We start from the raw sequence: 22,192 nt of genomic DNA, 5'->3' as shown, positions 1-22,192 counted from the left end.
TCGCTTCTATCGGTTCCGCGTGAGCAGCTTGTTGACGACCGCCGCCGCCACGTACAGCAGCGCGATGAGCAGGATCAGCGTGAGCGCCGCACCCCAGACTCGTTCGCGGCCCGCGGCCTCGGGGTTGGCCAGCTCTTGGTAGATCAGCAGCGGCAGCGAGGCCATGTTGCCGTCGAAGAGGTTGGTGTTGATCGACTTCGCGTAGCCCACCAGCACCAGCACCGGCGCGGTCTCGCCCATGACGCGGGCGAGCGCGAGCAGGGTGCCGCTGATCATGCCGGGCGCGGCGGTCGGAATGACGATCCGCACGATGGTCTTCCACTTCGGGATGCCGAGCGCGTACGAGGCTTCGCGCAACTCGTCCGGCACCAGCTTCAGCATCTCCTCGGTGCTGCGCACCACCACGGGCAGCATCAGCAGCACCAGCGCGAGCGACACCGCGAAGGCGCTCTGCGGGAAGCCGAACGTGGCGATCCACAGCGCGAAGATGAACAGCGCCGCGACGATCGATGGCACGCCGGCCAGGATGTCGACCATGAACGTGGTGACCTTGGCGAGTCTCCCCCGGCCGTACTCGACCAGGTAGACCGCGGCCATGATGCCGAGCGGCACGGCGATGATCGCCGCGACTGCCGACTGGACGACGGTGCCGTAGATCGCGTGGTAGACGCCGCCGCCGAACTGGTCGGGCAGGATGCCCTTCTGCGACTTCTGCCACCAGTCCGGGGAGGCGATCGCGCTGATGCCCTTGCTGATCACCATCCACAGCACCCAGCCCAGCGGCACGAGCGCGATGGCGAAGCATGCGGTGACCAGGCCGGTGGCGAGGTGGTTCTTCACCCGCCGCGCGGTGCTCACGTGCCGGAAGGTCGGGGCCTTGACCGGCTGGTCGAACTTCGTCAGCGTTGCCATCAGCCGTTCACCTTTCCGCCTGCCGCGAGCCTGGCCAGCGCGTTGACCACGAAGGTCAGCGCGAACAGCACGAAGCCCGCGGCGATGTAGGCGCCGGTCGGCAGCGGCGAACTGAATTCCGATGCCGCCGAAGCGATCTTGGAGGCGAAGGTGTAGCCGCCGTCGAACAGCGACCAGCCACCCGCCTGTGCCGAGGTGCGCAGCACGACGAGCACCGCGATGGTCTCGCCGAGCGCGCGGCCGAGGCCGAGCATCGAGCCCGCGATCACACCGCTGCGCCCGTAGGGCAGCACCGTCATCCGCACGACCTCCCACTTGGTCGCGCCGAGTGCCTGCGCGGCCTCGATGTGCGAGACCGGGGTGAGGTTGAAGACCTCACGCGAAACCGACGTGATGATCGGCAGGATCATCACCGCGAGCACCACGCCCGCGGTGAAGATCGTGCCGCCGCCCGCGATCGAGACGTTGCCGTCGGCGAACAAGAAGAACCAGCCGAGGTTCTCGTTGAGGAAGCGCTGCACCGGCTCCAGCTCCGGGGCGAGCACCAGGAAACCCCACAGACCGAAGACGATGGACGGCACCGCGGCGAGCAGGTCGACCAGCATCCCGAACGGGCGCGCCAGCGCCTTCGGCGCGTAGTGGGTCAGGAACAGGGCGATGCCGACGCCGATCGGCACCGCGATCACCAGCGCGAAGATCGAGCTCAGCACCGTGACCATGAGCAGGTCACGGATGCCGAACCGGAGGTTGTCCGCGTTGCTGGTGCTGAATTCCGTGCTGGTGAAGAAGTTCACCTGGTCGGCCCTGAGCGAAGGCACTGCGCGAATCAACAAGAACAGCGCGATCAACGCGATGGAGGCGACGATGATCGCGCCCGCCGCCGTCGCGAGCGAGTGGAAGATCGCCTCGGCGCGCTGGCTGTGGGGCGGACGACTCTTCACCGGGGCCTGCTCGGTGTTCGTATCACTCGGCATCTGCGCAGTATCTCCAGCCGCCGACGGGCCCGTCGAGTCCGACGAGCCCGGTGCGGTCACCTCAGGGTGCACGGTCATGGTTATGCGATCAGGAGATGGCGTTGATCGCGGTGGTCAGGCGGGTCTTGAACTGCTCGGGGATCGGGATGTACCCGCCCTCGTCCAGGCCCTTCTGGCCGTTGGTCACGGCGGAGGTCAGGAACGCCTTGACGGCCTGGCCGGTCGCGGCGTCGCTGTACTTCGAGCACACGATCTCGTAGGTCGCCATCATGATCGGGTAGGCACCCGCGGCGCTCGGCTTGTAGAACGAGCTGGTGTCGAGGACGAGGTCGTTGCCCTCGCCCTTGATCTTCACGCCGTCGATGGCCTTGCCCGCGGTCTCGACCGACAGCTTCACCGGGTCCTTGCCCGCCGAGGTGACGATCTGCGCGACGGAGAGGTTCTGCGACTTGGCGAAGGACCACTCGTTGTAGGTGATCGAGTTCTTGGTGCTCTTGATCGCGGCCGAGGTGCCCTCGTTGCCCTTGGCGCCCTCACCGACGCCGCCGTTGAAGGTCTTGCCCGCGCCCTTGCCCCACGCGCCGTCGGAGGCGGCGTCCAGGTAGAGCTGGAAGTTGTCGGTGGTGCCCGACTCGTCGGAGCGGAAGATCACGGCGATCTTCTCCGAGGGAAGCTTGGCGTTCGGGTTGAGCGCCTTGATCTCGGGCGCGTCCCAGGTGGCGATGGTGCCGTTGAACACCTTGGCGGCGGTCGGGCCGTCGAGGACCAGGTCGGTGACGCCGTCGATGTTGTAGGTGATGGCGATCGGGCCGAAGACGGTCGGCAGGTTCCACGCGGGGGCGCCGCAGCGCTCCTGAGCCTTGGCGGGCTCTTCCTTCTTCGAGCTCAGCGGGGAGTCGGAGCCACCGAAATCGGTCTGGCTGCCGAGGAACTCGTTCACGCCGGCGCCGGAGCCGCTGGAGGTGTAGTTCAGGGTGTAGCCGTCGCAGTTGGCCTCGTAGGAGGCGATGAAGCGCTCCATGGCGTTCTTCTGCGAGGACGCGCCACTGGCCTTCAGCGACTTCTTGCCGCCGCAGGCGACGCTGGTGTTGGCGGCGTTGCTCGGGTCGCCGGTGGTGTTGTCGTCGCTACCACAGGCGGCAAGGGGCATGGCGACGACCGCCAGCACACCGACCAGGGCGCTGCTGCGCTTGAGATTCACTATTCCTCCGGGAATCGCGTCCGACACGCCCGGTCCCTCACCGGCCCGGGCGGGTGTTGTGGTGCCGTTCGCGGGGAACTTGCGCACCAGGCAGCGGCTGCACTGCCTTTAAGTAACGTAAAGTCGCTCGGTTGACAGTTGGACCAAGCTGAGTGAACGCAAAGTGAACAGCCCGGCGCGATTGCATCTGTTTTGTGTGACATTTGCCGCAGCTTTACTGGTCGGCCCCGGTCGGTCACTTTCGCGCCATACGCCGTTGGGGATTCGGCCGAATTGCGCCAGCTGCTCGGAGCAGCATCAGCGCCCCAACGGGCGGCGAACCGCTTCGGTCGAATCAGTCCCGGTCAAGTTGTTGCGCCGCGTAGGCGACGTCGACATGGGCGGTGGTGAAGGCGAGGCGCGTGTAGGTGTGGACGGCGGCGGTATTGTCGGCTTCCGTGTAGAGCAGCACTTCGGAAAGTCCGCTGTCGCGCAGGTAATGCAAGCCGGCCAGGGTGAGCAGGCGCCCGAGACCACGGCCCTGGGCGACGGGATCGATGCCGACGATGTAGACCTCGCCGACCGGAGGCCGCTCCTCGTGGTGCACCTTCGTCCAGTGGAAGCCGAGAATGCGGGCGGGGTCGTCGGAGGCGGTGACGATGAACAGGCCCTTCGGATCGAACCACTGCTCGGCGCGCCTGACCTCGATATCGCGCTCCGTCCAACCGCCCTGCTCCGGATGCCAGTGGAAGGCGGCGTTGTTCACACGAAGCAGCTCCGGGTCGTCCGCGGGGCCCGCGTAGGTGCGCAGGACGAGATCGTCCGCGACCGTCAGCTCCGGTAGCTCGGGCGTAGCCAAGGGTCGGCGCATCTGCCACAGCTCCCGCGCCGTCACCAAGCCGAGACGGGCCGCGATCGCTTTGGCCACGGGCCGATCACCGTGCGCCCACACCCGCGCGCCCGCTCCACCCTCCGCCAGCGCGGCGCGCACGAGTTCGGTTCCCACGCCGCTGCCGCGGGCGCCGGGATCGACGGCGATCTCCGTCATCGCGGGGTGATCCCCGTGCGCCGGAACGAGATTGGCGTACCCGACGATCGAGCCCGCCCGCTCGGCGAGCAGGTGCCGCGCCGCGCCCTTCTCGTTCAGCGAGAGCACGGCCTGTTCGGAGACGGGGGCAACGTCGTCGGCCGAAGTCGCCCGCCCGAGCAACTCGCGTACCGACCGCGCGGTGTCGGCATCCAGTTCGTCGGCCCATCGCACGTCGACCATGCCCTGCCCCTCTCTCGTCCCGGCGTCGCCGCCTTCGCCCGCGACACCGCTCGGCGCCACTCTCGTCCGCAGTGTGTCAGCGCCGACAGCCGCCCCGGCATTCCGGGTGAGGGAAATGGCGGTCGGCGCAAGCTGTTCGGCGAGGCAGCGCGTACGTGCCGCTACTGCGCCGAACCGTTGAGGGGCGTGAGGGCGGAATCGTCGCCCTCGGTGTCGTCCTCGGGGAACGTGACGGGCTCACCCTTCGCCGCGGTGCGAGACGGACGGACCGCCTTGTAACCGACGTTGCGCACGGTGCCGATGAGCGACTCGTATTCACTGCCGAGCTTGGCGCGCAGCCGTCGGACATGCACATCGACCGTCCGTGTGCCGCCGAAGAAGTCGTAGCCCCACACCTCCTGCAGCAGCTGAGCGCGGGTGAAGACCCGGCCCGCGTGCTGGGCGAGGTACTTGAGCAGCTCGAATTCCTTGTAGGTGAGGTCGAGCGGGCGGCCGCGCAGCCGGGCGGTGTAGGTGCCCTCGTCGATGACGAGTTCGCCGAGGGTGATCTTGCCGGTGTTCTCGGGGCTCGCGACGCCGCCGTTGCGACCGACGAGCAAACGGAGCCGGGCATCGAGTTCCGCGGGTCCGGTGCCGGGCAGCAGGATGTCGTCAAGTCCCCAGTCCGCGTTCACCGCGACCAGCCCGCCCTCGGTGAGCACCGCGACGACCGGCACCGACGAACCAGTGCTGCCCAGGAGGCGGCACAGTCCGCGGGCGGCCGCGAGATCGGTGCGGGCATCGACCAGCGCGACGTCGGCGGTGCCCGCCTCCAACAGCGACGCCACCTCGGTCGGGGCAGGTCGCACGTTGTGCGCGAGCAGCGCAAGCGAGGGCAACACCGACTCCGGGTTGGGGTCGGAGGTCAGCAGGAGCAGCTCCACAAGCCCTCCTCCCATCTCGTAGCGCCGAAGCGACGGCAGCATCGCCGAGGCCGCATCGCTAATACACAGGTAATCGAGTGCAAGATTAGCGCGTCAACCCCGATGACCTCGCCATCCGGGTGAGCGAAGTGCCGCCGATGAGACCGTCGCAACCCGGGACTCGCCGTCGCATTACTGTTCATGGCATGCGCAAGCTGATCATCGGACTGCTGTGTCTCGCGGGTTTGGCGGTCGTCATCGATTTCGGTGCCGCCGCCTACTCGGAGTACCGCGTCTCGCGCACCCTGCGCGAGGGAACCGATCTCAGCGCCGATCCCGAGGTGACCATCCACGGCTTCCCGTTTCTCGGCCAGGCGCTCGACGGGCGCTACCAGAGCATGGTGATCCGCGCCGACGTGGTCCGCCCCGACATTCCCGGCGAGATCAGGGTGGACGCGACGCTCACCGGCGTCAGGGTGAGCATGAGCGACCTGGCCGACGGCAACGTGCGCAAGGTGCCGGTGGAGAAGGTTCAGGCGGGGATGCGCATCGAGCCGGTCGAGCTGGGCCGCTTGTTCAATATCCCCGATCTGCAAGTGCATTCGCGTCCAGCGGACAAATCCGACGGAACGGGCGGCTCCGGCGGCACCGGCATGACCACCGAGGGCGCGCTCGTGCTGACCGGCACGCTGCCCGGCAGCACCGTCCAGCCTGGCAAGTCGGGCGCGCAGAGCGGTGACAAGGTCGCGGTGCAGGCCGAGCTGACGCTGGACGGCGACCAGGTCAAGATCGTCGCCACCGGCTTCTACCGCAGCGACACGGACCTGACCACCACCGCCGTCGTGCCCGAAGCCGACCGGCCCGCGGTGCTCGCGCGTTTCACGCGCACTATCGATACGAAGGACCTGCCCTTCGGCGTGCGCCCGACGAAGGTGTTCGCGCTGGGCGGGCAGATCTTGGTCGAGGGCAAAGGAGAGAACGTGACGATCGACCTGGACCAGCTGCAGAGACCATGACCGAACTCACACTTCTCGCTCTCGTTCTGCTCACCGCAGTCGCCGTCGGACTGGTGCTGCGCGGCCGCCACGGCAAGCTGCGCGCGGCCGCTCCCGCCACCGAGACCGGCTCCGCGCGGGCCGCCCTGCTCGCCTCGGTGGGCGTGACCGGATCCGGTCCCGCGGTGCTGCATTTCTCCGCCGACTGGTGCGGACCGTGCGTCGCGGTTCGCCGGGTAGTTGCCGGAGTCGCGACGGACCTGGCGGAGACGCCGCGCCCACCGCAGGACATCGAAGTCGACATCGACGCCGAACCGGCGCTGGCCAAGGAACTGAACGTGCTCTCGCTGCCGACCACGTTCGTCTTCGACATCGAGGGCAGGGAGCGCTTCCGCATCTCCGGCGTTCCCAAGGCGGGCGATCTGCGCACCGCGTTGGCCCCCTTGACGGGGCAAAACCAGTCGTAAGGCCGCTGGACGGCGACTGTGACGTACCCCCGGTCCCAATTCTCCGGTCGAATTGGGTAAACTGCCTCTCGTGCAATCCGACCACGAGCTGATGCTCACCCGACGCCGCACAGTTGATCTGTGTCGCCTCGGTGGTTGTTGCTGCCTGTGCCGCTGATCGGTCGGCCGTCCCCGGAATCTTCCTGACGCCGACCGCTGCCCGCCGCGCGAGTGATCGCTCGATCCCCCCGGCGAACTGGCAACTTTCCAGCCAATCAAAGCATTCAGCGCAGGAGTACGCACAATGTCCACCGAAACCCGGAACACTTTCGAACGAACAGCGATTCGCCCCGCGACCGACCGCGTCGACGTGCGCGGCCCGCGCTTCGCGGCCTGGGCCACTACCGCCGTCCTCGTCCTGGTCCTGCTGGCCGCGGCCGTCTCGCCCGGCGCCGCCGCGGTCCTGATCGCGCTGCAAGCGGTCGTCTTCGCGATCGGCGCCGCCGCCGGTCCGCGCAAGCACCCGTACGGCCGGATCTTCGCCACGTTCCTCGCGCCGCGCCTCGCCCCCACCAGCGAGACCGAGCCGACGCCGCCGCTGCGATTCGCGCAGCTGCTCGGCTTCGTGTTCGCGGCCGTCAGCCTGCTGGGCTTCGTGCTCGGCTCCACAGTCGTCGGCGCGGTGTTCGCCGGCTTTGCCCTGTTCGCGGCGTTCTTGAACGCGGCGTTCGGGATCTGCCTGGGTTGCCAGATCTATCCGCTGGTCGCCCGCCTCCGCCGGAACCCAGTCCCGGCATCGAACTGACCCTGCAAGTCATCTCTGAAAGGAACACAATGGCTCGCTCCGATGTCCTGGTCTCCGTGGACTGGGCCGAAGAGAACCTCAACGCCCCCGGCGTCGTCTTCGTCGAGGTCGATGAGGACACCTCCGCCTACGATGGCGGCCACATCGAGGGCGCCGTCCGGCTCGATTGGAAGAAGGACCTGCAGGATCAGGTTCGTCGTGACTTCGTGAACCAGGAGCAGTTCTCCGATCTGCTCTCGGCGCGTGGCATTTCGAACGACGACGAGGTCGTCCTCTACGGCGGCAACAACAACTGGTTCGCCGCGTACGCGTACTGGTACTTCAAGCTGTACGGCCACAACAACGTCAAGCTGCTCGACGGCGGCCGCAAGAAGTGGGAGCTGGACGGCCGTCCGCTGTCCACCGAGGCCGTGAACCGTCCCGCCACGCAGTACAAGGCGGCGGCGCCCGACCTGTCGATCCGCGCGTTCCGCGACGAGGTCATCGCGGCCATCGGCGCCAAGAACCTGGTCGACGTGCGTTCGCCTGACGAGTTCTCCGGCAAGATCCTCGCTCCCGCGCACCTGCCGCAGGAGCAGAGCCAGCGTCCCGGCCACATCCCGGGCGCCATCAACGTGCCGTGGAGCAAGGCGGCCAACGAGGACGGCACCTTCAAGTCCGACGCCGAGCTCGCCGAGATCTACAAGGAAGCCGGCCTGGACGGCGAGAAGGACACCATCGCCTACTGCCGCATCGGCGAGCGTTCCTCGCACACCTGGTTCGTGCTGCAGGAGCTGCTCGGCCACCAGAACGTCAAGAACTACGACGGGAGCTGGACCGAGTACGGCTCTCTCGTCGGTGCACCGATCGAGTTGGGAGCGTAATCAACATGTGTGCAGCACCTACCCAGGGTCAGGCCATCCCCGCAGGCGTCGACGTGGAGAAGGAGACGGTCATCACCGGCCGTGTCCTGAGCACCGACGGTCAGCCGGTCGGCGGAGCCTTCGTGCGGCTGCTCGACGGCAACGGTGACTTCACCGCCGAGGTCGTCGCCTCCGGCACCGGTGACTTCCGGTTCTTCGCGGCTCCGGGCTCGTGGACCGTCCGTGCGCTGTCCTCCGCGGGCAACGGCTCGGCCGAGGTCCGCCCCGAAGGCGCCGGCATCCACGCGGTGGACGTCGCGGTCGCCAAGTAAGGCGCTCGAACCTCAACGGCCCCGGCGCTTCCCCCCGCGGAAGCTCCGGGGCCGTTGTGCTGTCCGGTGCGGCGCTCGTTAGACTCCAGACGTGGTCCTCTTCTTCGAAATTCTGCTGGTCCTGGTATCGGTGCTGATCGGCTGGTTCGGTCTGTACGTCTTCTACCGGCTGTTCACCGAGTCATGAGTGAGCGAAGCGAGCGAATCATGTGCCAGCGCGCGTCGCGCATGCCGGAGTCGAGCGCCAGCGAGACGCAGGCATGAGCGATCTCGCGAGCGAAGGTTCCAATTCGGCCGAGCGAGCGAGTGAACAGATGAACGGCAGCGCTCCAGCCGGCGGGCCAGGGCCCGCCGGAAAGCCTCAGCGCGGTGACGACGCGGGCGCTCGGCGCAGCGGCGACCAAGCCGTGGCCGAGGCCGCCGAACGCGCGAAATCCACCGGCGCCCGCAACATTCCGGTGCTGCCGGATCTGCCGCTGCCCGAGGACACCGCGAATCTGCGACTCGGGCCGGACCTCAGCGCGGCCATGCTGGCGCTGCTCCCCATGGTCGGCGTCTGGCGCGGCGAAGGCGAGGGCAACGATCCCGAGCGCGGGGACTACCGCTTCGGCCAGCAGATCGTCGTCTCGCACGACGGCGGCGACTACCTCTCCTGGGACGCGCGTTCCTGGGTCATCGAGGCCGACGGCAGCTACGGCGGACCCGATCTGCGTGAGACCGGTTTCTGGCGGGTCGGTATCGATGGCAACGACGAAGTCATCGAACTGCTGCTGACGCACAGCTCGGGCATCGTCGAACTCTTCTACGGCACCGCCCTCACCCAGTCCTCCTGGGAGTTGGCGACCGACGTGGTCATCCGCAGCCAGTCCGGCATCGTCGTCGGCGGCGCCAAGCGCCTCTACGGCATCGTCGAAGGCGGCGACCTCGCCTACGTCGAAGAGCGCGTAGTAGCCGACGGCCCCCTCGAACCCCGCCTCTCCGCCCGCCTCCAGCGCTACATCGGCTAGATCGACCTCACGTGTCTCCGGCCGCCTCCGGGCCGGAGACACGGTCATTCACCCGTCATCGCGGCGAGCGCGGCCCGCGCGGCACCGACCACCGCAGGCCAAGCCGGATCCGCCAGGTACACCGCGTCCGAGACATCACCCAGCCGCCGAATCATGGGATCGAGCGCGCGATCCAACTCGATGAGGCGTTCGATTTCCGGTCCATCGACCAGCACCGTCCCGATCCTGATGCGCGGATCCGGGATGACGACACAATCGTCGTACAGCGTGCTGATGTTCGTGTCCAGATCATCGTGGAAACCGGCATGCGGAAATCGACGCTCCACCGAAATACGCTGTTGGTACTCGGGGTCCGCGAGGGATCCCAACGCGCGTACGACAGCTTCGCGCATCTCCGGAAAACGGACATCGCTCACGGGTGATCCCAGCTCCGCCATGTCAGCCATTCGGTCGACTGGTGTGTGGTCCGTCTCAACGTTGTCATGGGTGCTGGTTCAGCTAGCCGCCGACAACGTCTCCGAATAGCGCTTCCAGCTGTTCCAGTCCGGCGTGAGCCTCTGGCGTCAGCTCCCCCGCGATCGTTCGCGCCGCTTCCAATATCGGCAGTCGCTCGAAGATCTGAAGTTCGCGCAGGCGGTAGGCGATGTAGTCCGAGTCGGGATCCTCGGACCGCCGGCCCAACTCGGTCAGCACGACGATCAGACCCACTCGGTCCCCATACCGAACAAGAGATTCCGCCGCTTCCTGCTGCACGGCGGTGTCTTCGTCGTCCAGCAATGCGGTCAAATCCGACAGCGCCGCAGTATCCGGCAGCACTCCACCCAACGTCCGCGCGGCATCTCGGCGGACGTCCCATTGCGCCGAACGGACATCTTCCGAAATTCGATTACGCTCCATGCTTCCTCACTGCGACTCCTACGGTATCTCGTCCGGGCGAGCCGGGCGGGCATCCTTACGTTCTCGCACAAAAATTCGCCCATCGGGCGCACGGTCATGCACCATTTCGACGACATGCGGAGTTGGAACACCGCCGTGCGGTCGACCGGTAAGGTCTACCCGTTTGATACCGCGACCATTCTCGTCGAACTGGACATAGTTGGTGATATTCCCATTCGGATCACGCTTTACGATATACCCATTGGGTGGTCCATTGTCAATCGTGATATTGCCCTTGGTGATATAAGGAGCATTCTCCAGCGTCTCACGTAACGTCCGGCCCGGAGTAGGCCCCGAGTCAGGTCCCGTATCATCCAACTCCTGCGGTTGACGTTCCTTTATTTCGTCCGTCAATGCTCGCTTGTGCTGAAAATCGCTGGGCTCGACAGAGCGGTAGGCCTCGTTTCGCTGCTCACTCCACTTGCCCACTTCTTCCACCACTCGCACACGAATCGCCTCGACGAACAATTTAGGAACGCCGATCCGAGTGAATCGCACCTCGAGTAGCGAAGGACGCGTAACGAATTCGACCCGATCATCATTTTGTCGACCTCGTCGAGAATCGCCTTCGGCAAGGTGTCGCTTCGCAATTTCTCGAGATGGCCGCGCTGGGCACCAGCGAACGAGGCCAGCTTGCTACATTCGGAGAATACGTCGGTCACGGCATCTTCGAGATCTTGCAGATCTTCCACGATGCCTTCCGCGTCCTTGGCATCCAGGTGCTGGAAGTCGACAATGAGTGTTTCCAAGTCGGCGACTGCCTGCGGCTTACGAAGACCCAGCTTCTGCCAAGAGTCCTCGGCGTCTCGCAAGTCCTCGGTGTTGCCGTCGGGGCAGGAGGCACCCACTGCGGCCTCGGTGAGCCCGCCGTTGTCGGCCAATCCCTGGCCTGATCCTTTATTGGTGATCAGAGCGCCGATATCTACCGAAGAGCTTCGATCCGGAGCAGATATGGTCGGCTTCTCGGGTTTCGCTGGTTTCGGCTCCCGCGCGGAATTATATTCGCCGATCGCATGATTGAACCCGGATTGGTTGAGAATTCGAGCGTAGTTGTCCAGCGCGGGAAGCAACGACTCGTAGACCATCCGGTAAAGACCCTGAGTCCAAGGGTCGTATTTTGCTACCCATTCGCGCCCAGTGCGATCAGTACCGCCCGCCTCGTCAGCAGTCTTCAAGACGCGAGCGTTGATGGTGAAAAAATTATCTATATCATTCGATGTTTCCAGGCATCGACGACTGGCGTTGTAATAGACTTCTGGTTTGCCTTCCAATCCCCACCCTGCCTTTATCGACGGCGGCCGACCATCTTGCTGTTGGTTGCGATCACAGCGGAGTAGCTCGTATGCGCCCGCGCGGCGTCCTGTTCCATCGTCTGCAATGCTGACTCCAGTTGAGCCACGCTGCGTGCCCAGTCTCGATGTGCTTCGTCGAACGCCGCCGCAGCCTGTCCAGACCAATTCGATGTCAGCGCACGGACACGTTGTGTCAGCTCATCGAGTTGATCCGTGAGGAATCCTTGATAAGCGCGCAACCGCGCGGCCAGAGTCTCGAGGTCGGCAAGATCGACGCTGTATTCGCTCGTCATGACGGAACTCACAAATTCAGCGAGCTGAACGCGCCCGCAGTGCCGGTGTCTCGCTGCCGATAGGTATCTGCGGTGATTCCGAGCTTTTCTGCGAGTTCGAACAATTCATCCCATACTTGCAGCGCCGCTGCGTGCATCTCGCGCCAACCGTCCGCGTACGAGGTGGCGGAACTGCCTTTCCAAGAGGCCAGGAGCGCGGTTACCTCGTTGTCGAGCATTGCAGCACCGGAACGAAGTTCGGTGGCAACCCGGTAGGCGAACCGACCGACGTCTTGCACGTCCTCTGGCACGACCGACACATTGGGAACATTCCCATCCATCGTGTGCTCCCCCTTCGCGCCCCCGTTGTCTCCGAACGGCATGCCCGCTTTGGCTGTCTCGAGAGGCTCCGAACACCATATACGCGACCCTCGCATGCACCCAACGCCGAGTGGGCAGGCTCGGTGCAGGTCGAGGCTCCCCGAGGTGCCCGAAAACGGAACGACCCCCGAGCCACTTACCGGTGCGGGTTCGGGAACCTGCACCGGTCCCGGTCGGACAAGACCGGGGGCTCGGGGGTCGGGTGACTGCTGGTATTCGTCAGCGCACGCGCGGGCGGATACCACCTGCAGCGGTGGCGCTAGCGGACAGCCACCTCACGTGTCCTGGAATTACTCATTCTTCGAACCACCTCCTTCCCGTGTACTGACGAAACTAGCGAAGGATCACCAGGTCGGCAACGGAATTTCGCGGGCGGCGGAAACGGCGCCGTTGCGGGCCGGATATTCGACCGTGACCTGGCCCGATGCGTCGACGTGCGCGACCGCGTCGGCCCGGTGCTCTGCGGGCAGCTGATGGGTGACGACCACCACTGTCCGGTCCGGATCGACCAGTCCGCCGACGGGTTCGAGCAAAGCCCGCAGCAGGTCGGCGCCCGCCTCGGCCTCGAGGTGTTCGGTTGGTTCGTCGAGCAACAGCACCCTGGCCGGTGCGAGCAGGGCGCGGGCGAGCAGGATGCGGCGGCGCTGTCCACCGGAGACCGCGGCCGCGCCGCCGACCAGTTCGGTGTGCAGCCCGTCGGCGAGCGAATCCAGCCAATCGCCGAGGCCGACCGCGCGCAGCGCCTGTTCCGCCTCCGCTTCGGTGATGTCGCCGCGCGCCACGCGCAGGTTCTCCAGGACGCTGGTGCCGAAGAGGTGGGCGTCCTCGGCGAAGAAGGTGGTGTCGGGCCGCGGGGTGTCGAAGAGACCGGCCCAGGACATGAGCAGCGTCGTCTTGCCCGCCCCGCTCGGCCCCACGACGGCGATCCGGCGCCCGGCGGGCAGCTCGGGCAGCTCGCGCGGCAAACCGGCCGCTCCGCGCGGGTCGGCAGCCTCGGCGGCGGAGAGCCTGCGCAGTGCGGCTCGCGCCGTGGTGATGGCCTGCGCGGCGGCGGGCAGCGGTGCGACCGCTTCGAAAGCCGAGAGCGGCAGCAGCACAAGGATGGTGAGCGCCATCGGCGTCATGGCGCCGGGCGCGCCGCCGTTCGAGCCGTAGATGACGATGCCGATCAGCAGGGCTCCCAGCACACTCGCGCCGATGGCGAGCGGGGTCGCCGCAGCCGCAGAAGCGGTGTGGGACGCGGCCTTGTCCTCGGCGGCGACCGCGCGCTCGCCCGCGTTCTTCGCGGCCGTCAGCGCCGCATCGAGCCTGCCCGCGACGCGCAGTTCGGCCGCGTGGTCGAGCACGGTGAGCGCCTGCGCGGTGAATTCGGCACGGTCGGCGCGCACCGCGGTCTCCGCCTCGCGCGCGGCGCGCGCCGAGAGCCAGGGCGCGAGAATCCCGGAGACCCCGAGCGCGGCGGCCAGAATCACCGCGGCCGCAACGGAAATTGTCGCCAGCAACCCGATCGCGGCGAAGGCCAGGACGATGGCGACCGCGATCGGCACCAGCGCGCGCACGACCACCGCGCCGAGATCATCGATGTCGCTGCCGACGCGGACCAGCAGATCGCCGCGCCGCAACCGCGCCGCGCTTGCCGGCTCCGCGTCCTCCGACGCGGTCCGCGCCCGGCGCAGCCACACGTCCGAGCCCGCCAAGGTGCGGTAGACGCTCGTGCGCGCGGTCGTCATCGACCGCAGCGCGACATCGTGCGTCGCAAGCCTTTCCAGGTACCGGCACAGGCCACGCGAGATGCCGAGCGCCCGCACCGAGACCACCGCGACGCTGAGGTCGAGCACCGGCGGCATCTGCCACGCCCGCGCGATCAGCCACGCGGCCAAGGCCGCGAGCCCGAGTCCGCTACCCAGCGCCAGCACGCCCCAACCGATCGCCACCGCCACCCGCCAGGGCGACAGCGCGAGCAGGTCCCACATCTTGCGGAAATCGTCACGCACGCTCTGCGAACTCATGACCGGCTCACCGCCTCGTCGGGGATCGACGCGCGCACGGGCACGACGTAATCGGCGGCGGCCAGGACAGCGGGGCGGTGACCGATGACGACGACCGTGGCTCCGTCGCGGGCCTTGGCTCGAAGGGCGGCGAGCACCGCCGACTCGCTCGCGGCGTCGAGATGGGCGGTCGGCTCGTCCAGCAGCAGCACCGGACGGTCGGCGGCGAGCACCCTGGTCAGCGCGAGGCGCTGACGTTGGCCGAGCGACAGACCGGCGCCGCCCGCACCGACGACGGTGTCCCAGCGCTGCGGCAGCTCGTCCAGCACGGCGTCGAATCCGGTGGCGGCGCAGGCGGCTTCGAGGACCGCCCCGCGATCCGCATCGTCGGCGGCCCGCGCGCCGAGCAGTTCCAGGTTCTCCCGCAACGTGCCCGGCACCAGCACCGGCCGCTGCGGCAGCCACGCCACCCGCGCCCACCACGACTCGGCGTCCAGCTCGCGCACATCGGCTCCGTCGACGAGCACGCTCCCGCGCTCCGGCCGCACGAGACCGAGCACGGCGAGCAGTGCCGTCGACTTGCCGCTGCCATTGGGCCCGGTCAGCACGGTCACCGCGCCCGGACGCATCACCGCCGCGAGCCCCTCCGGAGCGAAGCCGTCCCGAGCGGCGATACTCAGTTCGCGCATCTCGATGCGACCGAATGGCTTTCGATCCCCGACCGGCGATTCCGGCTGCCCGCCGACACTCCCCGGGTCCGGGCTCGCAGCCCCGCCTACAGCCGCCCGAGCATCGCCCGCCGGACGTTCGACCGCCGACTCGGCGACCGATTCCACCCGTCGGTTGGACGCGCTACCTGCCGCCGCCGGTCGGTCGGCGATCGCTTCGCCAGGCTCCAGAATCGCGAACGCCTTGTCGGCCGCCGCCATACCGTCCTGGGCCGCGTGGAACCGCTCGCCGACCATCCGCAACGGCAGATACACCTCGGGCGCGAGAATGAGCGCGACGAGCCCGGCATACAGGCTCATCCCGCCGTAAACCAGGCGCAGGCCGATGGACACCGCGATCAACGCCACGCTCAGCGTCGCGAGCAGCTCCAGCACCATCGAGGACAGGAACGCGATCCGCAGCGCCCGCATGGTGCGCGATCGCAGCGCGTCGCCGAGCTCGCGGACGCGCTGCGCCATGGTGCGCTGCCTGGGCGAAGCCTGCTCGCCGTCCCCACCCTGCTCCCGTCCCAGCGCGCGCAACGTCGGCATCCCGGCGAACAGATCCAGCAACTGATCCGACAAACGCGTCGTCGCCTCCAGCGTCGCCGCCGCACGCCCCTGCGTGAGCAACCCGACCAGCACCATGAAGATCGGAATGAGCGGCAGCGTGACCAGCGCGATCCCACCGGAAACCAAGTCGTGCGCAGCGATGACCGCCAACACGATCGGCGGCACCAGCACCGCGAGCAGCAGCGCGGGCAGGTAACCGCTCAGATAGCCGCGTAACCCGGACAGCCCCGTACCGACCACTACCGCGAGTTCGGTTCTCCGGCTTTCCAATTCACGCGGAGTCAGCCGGGCACCGGCCGCGAGCACTTCCGTCTCGAGCTCCGCGACGACGTCCGCACCGGCCCGGTGCGCCACCCTGGCCTGCACCCAGGTCGCGAGCACCCGCGCGCCGATCGAGCCCGCGAGCACCGCGATTTCGACCGTCCACGAACCGAATCCGCGCGCACCCGGGTCGGTGATGACACCGGCCAGCACCCTGGCCAACGTCACCGCGGTGACCACGATCGACACCGTGATCACCACGGACAACCCGACGCTCAGCACCAGATACCTGCGAGCCGAGCGGGCGTACCGCCACAGGCGCGGGTCGACGGGCGGACGTGGCATGGGCGATCAGTCCTTCGCCGACCCCAGCGGCAGCCCGGTGTGCGCCGGAATCTGCTCCACCGTCAGGCGTTTGCGGAACACCCAGTACGTCCACCCCTGGTACCCGAGCACCACCGGCGTGACGATCACCGCCGCCCAGCTCATCACCTTCAGCGTGTAAGGCGTCGACGAAGCGTTGTCGATGGTGAGGTGGAACGCGTCGCTGATGGTGGAGGGCAGCACGTTCGGAAACAGCGAGCCGAACAGCAGCACCGTCGCGGCGCCGATGACGAACGTCGTTCCGGTGAACGCCCACCCGTCGCGTCCGGCGGACACGGCGACGGCCGCGACGACCAAACCCAGCACCGCGAGCCCCAGCGGAATCCAGGTCCATCCGGCGCCATAGGCCAGCTGCGTCCAGAGGCCGAACCCGGCGACGACGAGCGCGGTCGGGGCGAGCAGGAGTCGGGTCAGGCGCACCGAGTCGGCCCGCACCTCGCCGCCAGTCTTGAGGCTGACGAAGATCGCGCCGTGCAGCAGGAACAACAGACCGGTGGTCAGCGCGCCCAGCAGCGCGTACGGGCTGAACAGGTCGGACAGCGAGCCGCCGATCCGCTTGTCTCCGTCCAGCGGCACCCCGTGCACGATGTTGGCGAACACCCAGCCCCACGCGAACGCTGGCAGCCAGGAGCCGATGCCGATGCCGATGTCACAACGCGCCCGCCACACGGGATCATCGATCTTGGCTCGGTATTCGATGGCGCAGATGCGCAGGATCAGCGCGACGAGGACCAACAGCAACGCGAAGTAGAACCCGGAGAACAGGCTGGCGTACCACTCGGGGAACGCGGCGAACATCGCGCCACCGGCGGTGAGCAGCCACACCTCGTTGCCGTCCCACACCGGGCCGATGGTGTTGAGCACCACGCGCCGCCGGGTGTCGCTGCCCTTGCCGAGGATCGGCATCAGCATGCCGGCGCCGAAGTCGAAACCTTCCAGCACGAAGTAGCCGGTGAACAGGACGCCGATCAGGACGAACCAGAACTCTTGCAGACTCATCGTCGGACTCCTCAGTACGCGAACGAAAGCTGTTCGACGGCAGGTTCTTCGGCGCGCCCGCGTTCACCGGGGCCACCCGTGTCGCCGGGGCCAGGGGGCTTGTGCGCGGGCGGCTGTTCCGGCCCGGCGATCACGTATCGCCGCATCAGGTAGAACCACACCACCGCGAGCACGCCGTAGAGCAGCGTGAACACCACCAGCGAGGCGACCACGGTGCCGGCCACGTGGTCGGACACGCCCTGCTGCACCGTCATTCGCAGGGCGGGGTCACCGGTCGGGTTCGGCGCCACCACCCAGGGCTGGCGGCCCATTTCGGTGAACACCCAGCCCGCGCTGTTGGCCAGGAACGGCGTCGGAATGGCCAGCAAGCTCAGCCACGAGTACCAGCGCTGATCGGGCACCCTGCCGCGCCTGGTCAGCCACAGTCCGGCGAGTACCAGCGCCATCGAGCCTGCGGCGAGTCCGATCATGGCGCGGAACGACCAGTAGGTGACGAAGAGGTTGGGCCGGTAGTCGCCGGGACCGAACTTCTCGATGTAGGCCCTTTGCAGATCCTGCACGCCGTCGAGGGTGACGTCGGTGAACTCACCCTTGGCCAGGTACGGCAGCACGTACGGCACCTCGATCACGTGGGTGACACTCTCGCAGTTGTTGTGCGTGCCGACGGTAAGCACCGAGAAGTTCGGGTCGGTCGCGGTGTGGCAGAGTGATTCGGCCGAGGCCATCTTCATCGGCTGCTGCTCGAACATCAGCTTGCCCTGGATGTCGCCGGTGAGCACCAGCGCGATGCCGGAGACCACGATCACCCACATGCCCGCGCGTCCGCCGGAGCGCCACATGGTGCGCGCCTCGGCGACCTTCGCCGGATCGCCGCTGCGCGCGTTGCGCACCATCCACCAGCCAGCGATACCCGCGACGAAGGTGCCCGCGGTCAGGAACGCGCCCGCGACCACGTGCGGGAAGGCCGCAAGCGCCGTGTTGTTGGTCAGCACCTCCCAGATGCTGGTCAGCTCGGCGCGCCCGCGCTCCGGGTTGTACCTGGCGCCGACCGGATGCTGCATGAACGAGTTGGCGGCGACGATGAAGTAGGCGGAGGCGTTCACGCCGATCGCGACCAGCCAGATCGCGCCAAGGTGAAGCAGTTTCGGCAAGCGCGTCCAGCCGAAGATCCACAGGCCGAGGAAGGTCGACTCGAGGAAGAAGGCGACCAGCGCCTCCAGCGCCAGCGGCGCGCCGAACACGTCGCCGACAAAGCGGGAGTACTCGCTCCAGTTCATGCCGAACTGGAATTCCTGCACGATGCCGGTGGCGACGCCGAGCGCGAAATTGATCAGGAACAGTTTGCCGAAGAACTTGGTCAGCCGGTACCAATGGTCCTTGCCGGTGATCACCCACGCGGTCTGCATGCCCGCGACGAGCGGGGCGAGACCGATAGTGAGCGGGACGAAGATGAAGTGGTAGACGGTCGTGATGCCGAACTGCCAACGTGAGATGTCCAGAACACTCATTCGACCCTCCAAACCGCCCTACTACTTGTCGTAGTAAATGCTACGCGGCGGGGCCGAGCAATCAACGTGCGCTAGGACACGACACGCACGGGGAGCAGGCGGCTGTCCGCCTCGGCGAGGCGGACGTCACCTCACCAATCGCCGATGGCGCCCGCCCGATCAATACCACGATCTACCAGTTCGATGATCTCCTTCGCGTTGTCCGGCGCCGACATACGCAAACCGTCCAGTGAATTCACCCGCGCGGCAAGGCTGATGCTGGAGAGCAGCCAGATGCTGTCGCAGGTCAGCAAATCCGCGGTGAAGAGCAGTTCGTAGCTGCACGTCCACCCGGCCTTCTCCGCCTCGTTGAACAGCGCGCGCTGGGTGACGCCCGGCAGCACACCGTTTTTGGCCGGCGGCGTGATCAGCTTCTTGTCGCGCGCGATCACCACCGTGGAGCGCGGACCCTCCAGCACCCGGTTCTCGGTGCTGGTGAAGATCACGTCGTCGGCGCCCATCCGGTGCGCGAAACGCAGTGCGGCCATATTCGTCGCGTAGGACAGCGTCTTGGCGCCGAGCAGCTGCCACGGCGCGGCCTGGGCCAGGTCGATCGAGATGCCGCGCGGCAGCGTCACCACCGAGACACCCTCGGTGCGCGCCTTCGCCACCCGATCCGGCACCGGAACCACCAGCACGTAGCAGGTCGGCACCGGGACCGCCGCGGCCAGATCGCCCGAGGTGACGCTGGATCGCACGCCGGACAGTTCGGAGTCCCGTCCGCGGGTCATCACCAAGCGCATCAAGCCCTCGCGCTCACTGCCCCACTCCTTCGCGGCGGTCTCGGCGGCCTCGCGCCAGCGACTCAGTTCGGGCTCGGGTAGCTCCAGCGCCTGCGCCGAGCGCCTTAGCCGGCCTAGATGGAATTCGAGCGCACACGCGGCGCCGCCGCGCACCAGCACTGTTTCGAAGACGCCGTCGCCGCGCAGCACTCCGATGTCGTCGGCGAACAGCAACGGCACGTCCGCATCCTGGACGACGCCGTCGAGTGTGACAAGTACCCGATCTACCATGCGTCGAGCGTAGGCGGTATGCGCTGCTCTTGCCTATGTTTGCCGCGCCGTCGCGCGCGTCCGCGCGTCGTCGGCGGACGCGCCACCCGCCGCGCAACTCCGGCGTCGCTACACCGGCCGCGCGCAGGCCGTCCACGGACCGAGTTCGGCACTGCCACTACAGTGGAGGACGTGTCCGTGGTCGATGCACCCAGCCCTCTGCTTTCCCTTCCGGGCGCCGTCGCGGGTCCGCCCGGGACTCCGGACGCCGCCGTGGCGTGGCATTACGGCAATCCCTTCGGCGAGCAGAAGGCCGCCGCGGAACGCGTCGCGGTCATCGATCGCTCGCACCGCTTCGTCCTGAGCATCACCGGTGCCGAGCGATTGAGCTGGCTGCACACCATCACCAGCCAGCACGTCGCCGACCTCGCCGACGGGCGGTCCGCGGAAAATCTGGACCTCGATCTCAATGGTCGCGTGCAGCACCACTTCGTGCTCACCGACCTCGGCGGCACGGTCTGGGCCGACACCGAGGCCGATCGCGGTCCGGCCCTGCTGGATTTCCTGCGCAAGATGGTCTTCTGGGCCGACGCCCAGCCGCGCGAGGCCGACGACCACGCGGTGCTGAGCCTGCTCGGACCCCGGGCGCGCGAGCTGACGGCCGCGCTCGGCGTGGCCGATCTGCCCGGCGTCTACGAGGCCGTGCCGCTGCCGGGCGGCGGTTTCCTTCGTCGCATGCCCTGGCCGACCGCCGACTCCTTCGACCTGGTGATCCCTCGCGAGCGGCTGTCCGAGTGGTGGTCGAAACTCACCGAAGCGGGCGCCGAACCCGCAGGCATGTGGGCCTTCGAGGCGCTGCGGGTGGCCGCGCTGCGCCCGCGCATCGGCCTCGACACCGACGAGCGCACCATCCCGCACGAGGCCCGCTGGATCGGCGGCGTCGACGAACACGGCGCCGTGCACCTGGACAAGGGCTGCTACCGCGGCCAGGAGACGGTGGCCAGGGTGCACAACCTGGGCAAGCCACCGCGCCACCTGGTTCTGCTGCACCTGGACGGTTCCGCCGACGAGCGCCCGGCGCCCGGCGAGGACGTCACCGCGGGCGGTCGCACCGTGGGCAGGCTCGGCACCGTGGTCGATCACTACGAGTTCGGCCCGATCGCGCTGGCCCTGATCAAGCGCACGATTCCGGCCGACACGGCGCTCGTCGCCGGTCCGACCGCCGCCGCCATCGATCCCGACTCGGTCCCCGCCGACGACGAGCCGCAAGCAGGCCGTCTCGCCGTCGACCGGCTGCGCGGACGGTGATCCGCCCGACCTTGCTCGACGCCAAGCCTCGCGATTCCCACCAACTCGACGAAGGGAGCGGCGCCGATGCGCAGCGATGACACCGCCCACGTGCTGGCGGTCTGCGTGGTGCACGCCGATCTGGAGGTGCCGACCAGGGTCGGCCGCACCGCCATCGACAAGCGGCCCGTCCCAGGCCGAGTCGGCGTGCGCGCCCTCGGCCTCGACGGCGACCACGTCTGCGACACCAAGCACCACGGCGGCGTGAACCAGGCGGTCTACGCCTACGCCGAGCACGACGCGCAGCGCTGGGCCGACGAACTCGGCAGGGAACTGCCCGCGGGCTGGTTCGGCGAGAACCTGCGCATCAGCGGCCTCGAGGTGAGCGACGCCGTGGTCGGCGCCCGCTGGGCGATCGGCGACACCCTGCTCGAGGTGAGCGCGCCGCGAGTGCCGTGCGCTACCTTCCAGCACTGGTCCGGCGAGGCGCAGTGGGTCAAGCGCTTCACGCTGCGCAGCAATACCGGCGCCTACCTGCGCGTCCTCACCGAAGGCACGATCGGCGCAGGCGACACCGTCGAGGTGGTGCACGTCCCGGACCACGGCGTCACCGTGCGGGATGTGTTCACCGGCGCCGACATGGAACGCCTCGCCACCCTGCTCGAACACGAATCCACCGTCTCCGACGACATCAGGATGCAGATCGACCGGCACGCCCGCCGGTACGCCAACGCCGCGCACGCCGCCGAACGGCGCGGCGCATGAGCGAGCGGAGCGAGCGAATCATGTGCCAGCGCGCATCGCGCATGCCGGAACCGAGCGCCAGCGAGGTGCAGGCATGAGCGAGCGGAGCGAGCGAATCATGTGCCAGCGCGCATCGCGCATGCCGGAACCGAGCGCCAGCGAGG

24 protein-coding genes are annotated in these 22,192 nt (G+C 67.7%); 8 read left to right on the top strand and 16 right to left on the bottom strand.

The window, feature by feature from the left end; all coding sequences use genetic code 11:
• Positions 1 to 6: 6 nt before the first annotated feature.
• From pstA to NX1_RS07705, 5 genes are all read right to left on the bottom strand, one after another.
• Positions 7 to 912: a phosphate ABC transporter permease PstA gene (gene pstA / locus NX1_RS07725; protein ID WP_174555465.1), complete on the bottom strand. Its 906-nt coding sequence runs from the start codon at positions 910 to 912 to the stop codon at positions 7 to 9.
• Positions 912 to 1,886, bottom strand: coding sequence for a phosphate ABC transporter permease subunit PstC (pstC, locus tag NX1_RS07720; protein WP_174555464.1), 975 nt, complete (start codon positions 1,884 to 1,886; stop codon positions 912 to 914). The genes pstA and pstC overlap by 1 nt, the downstream gene beginning before the upstream one ends.
• Before the next feature lie 88 nt (positions 1,887 to 1,974).
• On the bottom strand, positions 1,975 to 3,087 hold the full coding sequence (pstS, locus tag NX1_RS07715) for a phosphate ABC transporter substrate-binding protein PstS (RefSeq protein ID WP_157119584.1): 1,113 nt from the start codon (positions 3,085 to 3,087) through the stop codon (positions 1,975 to 1,977).
• A gap of 334 nt (positions 3,088 to 3,421) precedes the next feature.
• The gene (mshD, locus tag NX1_RS07710; protein ID WP_068056059.1) at positions 3,422 to 4,336 is read right to left on the bottom strand and encodes a mycothiol synthase; all 915 of its coding nucleotides are present in this window, start codon (positions 4,334 to 4,336) and stop codon (positions 3,422 to 3,424) included.
• A gap of 161 nt (positions 4,337 to 4,497) precedes the next feature.
• Positions 4,498 to 5,259: a winged helix-turn-helix transcriptional regulator gene (locus NX1_RS07705; protein WP_068056173.1), complete on the bottom strand. Its 762-nt coding sequence runs from the start codon at positions 5,257 to 5,259 to the stop codon at positions 4,498 to 4,500.
• A 185-nt stretch (positions 5,260 to 5,444) separates the two neighbouring features.
• Between NX1_RS07705 and NX1_RS07700 the strand changes: the two genes are divergently transcribed.
• The 6 genes from NX1_RS07700 (at position 5,445) to NX1_RS07675 (ending at position 9,665) form a co-directional block, all read left to right on the top strand.
• Positions 5,445 to 6,254, top strand: coding sequence for an LmeA family phospholipid-binding protein (locus NX1_RS07700; RefSeq protein WP_068056056.1), 810 nt, complete (start codon positions 5,445 to 5,447; stop codon positions 6,252 to 6,254).
• Positions 6,251 to 6,700 carry a thioredoxin family protein gene (locus NX1_RS07695; RefSeq protein WP_068056053.1) on the top strand — a complete coding sequence of 150 codons (450 nt, stop codon included), beginning with the start codon at positions 6,251 to 6,253 and terminating at the stop codon, positions 6,698 to 6,700. Before NX1_RS07700 ends, NX1_RS07695 begins: the two co-directional genes overlap by 4 nt.
• A gap of 283 nt (positions 6,701 to 6,983) precedes the next feature.
• Positions 6,984 to 7,484 (top strand): DUF4395 domain-containing protein, encoded by a 501-nt coding sequence (locus tag NX1_RS07690; protein WP_068056051.1) that lies wholly within the window; start codon positions 6,984 to 6,986, stop codon positions 7,482 to 7,484.
• 29 nt (positions 7,485 to 7,513) lie between these two features.
• Positions 7,514 to 8,347 (top strand): sulfurtransferase, encoded by an 834-nt coding sequence (locus NX1_RS07685; RefSeq protein ID WP_068056048.1) that lies wholly within the window; start codon positions 7,514 to 7,516, stop codon positions 8,345 to 8,347.
• 5 nt (positions 8,348 to 8,352) lie between these two features.
• Positions 8,353 to 8,658, top strand: a complete 306-nt coding sequence (locus NX1_RS07680) for a DUF1416 domain-containing protein (RefSeq protein WP_063023277.1) — start codon at positions 8,353 to 8,355, stop codon at positions 8,656 to 8,658.
• 260 nt (positions 8,659 to 8,918) lie between these two features.
• Complete coding sequence (locus tag NX1_RS07675) at positions 8,919 to 9,665, top strand: heme-binding beta-barrel domain-containing protein (protein ID WP_068056045.1); 747 nt, start codon at positions 8,919 to 8,921, stop codon at positions 9,663 to 9,665.
• A 44-nt stretch (positions 9,666 to 9,709) separates the two neighbouring features.
• On the opposite strand, the gene NX1_RS07670 is transcribed toward NX1_RS07675, so the two are convergent.
• The 11 genes from NX1_RS07670 to NX1_RS07620 form a co-directional block, all read right to left on the bottom strand.
• Positions 9,710 to 10,081 carry an SCO4402 family protein gene (locus NX1_RS07670; RefSeq protein WP_157119583.1) on the bottom strand — a complete coding sequence of 124 codons (372 nt, stop codon included), beginning with the start codon at positions 10,079 to 10,081 and terminating at the stop codon, positions 9,710 to 9,712.
• 82 nt (positions 10,082 to 10,163) lie between these two features.
• On the bottom strand, positions 10,164 to 10,562 hold the full coding sequence (locus NX1_RS07665) for a HEAT repeat domain-containing protein (RefSeq protein WP_084501198.1): 399 nt from the start codon (positions 10,560 to 10,562) through the stop codon (positions 10,164 to 10,166).
• A gap of 18 nt (positions 10,563 to 10,580) precedes the next feature.
• On the bottom strand, positions 10,581 to 10,955 hold the full coding sequence (locus NX1_RS36835) for a polymorphic toxin type 24 domain-containing protein (protein WP_169812194.1): 375 nt from the start codon (positions 10,953 to 10,955) through the stop codon (positions 10,581 to 10,583).
• The gene (locus NX1_RS36830; protein ID WP_169812193.1) at positions 10,952 to 11,872 is read right to left on the bottom strand and encodes a hypothetical protein; all 921 of its coding nucleotides are present in this window, start codon (positions 11,870 to 11,872) and stop codon (positions 10,952 to 10,954) included. The genes NX1_RS36835 and NX1_RS36830 overlap by 4 nt, the downstream gene beginning before the upstream one ends.
• Before the next feature lie 14 nt (positions 11,873 to 11,886).
• Positions 11,887 to 12,186 carry a WXG100 family type VII secretion target gene (locus NX1_RS07650; protein ID WP_068056171.1) on the bottom strand — a complete coding sequence of 100 codons (300 nt, stop codon included), beginning with the start codon at positions 12,184 to 12,186 and terminating at the stop codon, positions 11,887 to 11,889.
• 8 nt (positions 12,187 to 12,194) lie between these two features.
• Entirely contained in the window at positions 12,195 to 12,506 is a 312-nt protein-coding gene (locus NX1_RS07645; protein ID WP_068056170.1) for a WXG100 family type VII secretion target, read from the bottom strand.
• A gap of 384 nt (positions 12,507 to 12,890) precedes the next feature.
• Positions 12,891 to 14,555 carry an ATP-binding cassette domain-containing protein gene (locus NX1_RS07640; RefSeq protein ID WP_068056030.1) on the bottom strand — a complete coding sequence of 555 codons (1,665 nt, stop codon included), beginning with the start codon at positions 14,553 to 14,555 and terminating at the stop codon, positions 12,891 to 12,893.
• Positions 14,552 to 16,420 (bottom strand): thiol reductant ABC exporter subunit CydD, encoded by a 1,869-nt coding sequence (cydD, locus tag NX1_RS07635; RefSeq protein WP_068056027.1) that lies wholly within the window; start codon positions 16,418 to 16,420, stop codon positions 14,552 to 14,554. The genes NX1_RS07640 and cydD overlap by 4 nt, the downstream gene beginning before the upstream one ends.
• Positions 16,421 to 16,426: 6 nt before the next feature.
• The gene (gene cydB / locus NX1_RS07630) at positions 16,427 to 17,458 is read right to left on the bottom strand and encodes a cytochrome d ubiquinol oxidase subunit II (protein ID WP_068056024.1); all 1,032 of its coding nucleotides are present in this window, start codon (positions 17,456 to 17,458) and stop codon (positions 16,427 to 16,429) included.
• Positions 17,459 to 17,469: 11 nt separating this feature from the next.
• On the bottom strand, positions 17,470 to 18,966 hold the full coding sequence (locus NX1_RS07625; protein ID WP_068056021.1) for a cytochrome ubiquinol oxidase subunit I: 1,497 nt from the start codon (positions 18,964 to 18,966) through the stop codon (positions 17,470 to 17,472).
• Between the two features lie 131 nt (positions 18,967 to 19,097).
• On the bottom strand, positions 19,098 to 20,018 hold the full coding sequence (locus NX1_RS07620) for an aminodeoxychorismate lyase (RefSeq protein WP_068056018.1): 921 nt from the start codon (positions 20,016 to 20,018) through the stop codon (positions 19,098 to 19,100).
• 171 nt (positions 20,019 to 20,189) lie between these two features.
• Here NX1_RS07620 and ygfZ point away from each other — a divergent pair, with 171 nt between their 5' ends.
• Together ygfZ and NX1_RS07610 are read left to right on the top strand one after the other, a co-directional pair.
• Positions 20,190 to 21,305 (top strand): CAF17-like 4Fe-4S cluster assembly/insertion protein YgfZ, encoded by a 1,116-nt coding sequence (gene ygfZ, locus NX1_RS07615; protein WP_245668382.1) that lies wholly within the window; start codon positions 20,190 to 20,192, stop codon positions 21,303 to 21,305.
• A 66-nt stretch (positions 21,306 to 21,371) separates the two neighbouring features.
• Positions 21,372 to 22,049: an MOSC domain-containing protein gene (locus NX1_RS07610; protein ID WP_068056014.1), complete on the top strand. Its 678-nt coding sequence runs from the start codon at positions 21,372 to 21,374 to the stop codon at positions 22,047 to 22,049.
• The last annotated feature ends 143 nt before the right edge of the window (positions 22,050 to 22,192 follow it).

The organism is Nocardia xishanensis NBRC 101358, assembly GCF_001613365.1.
GTDB lineage: Bacteria > Actinomycetota > Actinomycetes > Mycobacteriales > Mycobacteriaceae > Nocardia > Nocardia xishanensis.
The sequence above is the reverse complement of the archived record's forward strand: the minus strand, read 5'-3'. Positions and strand labels throughout refer to the sequence as shown.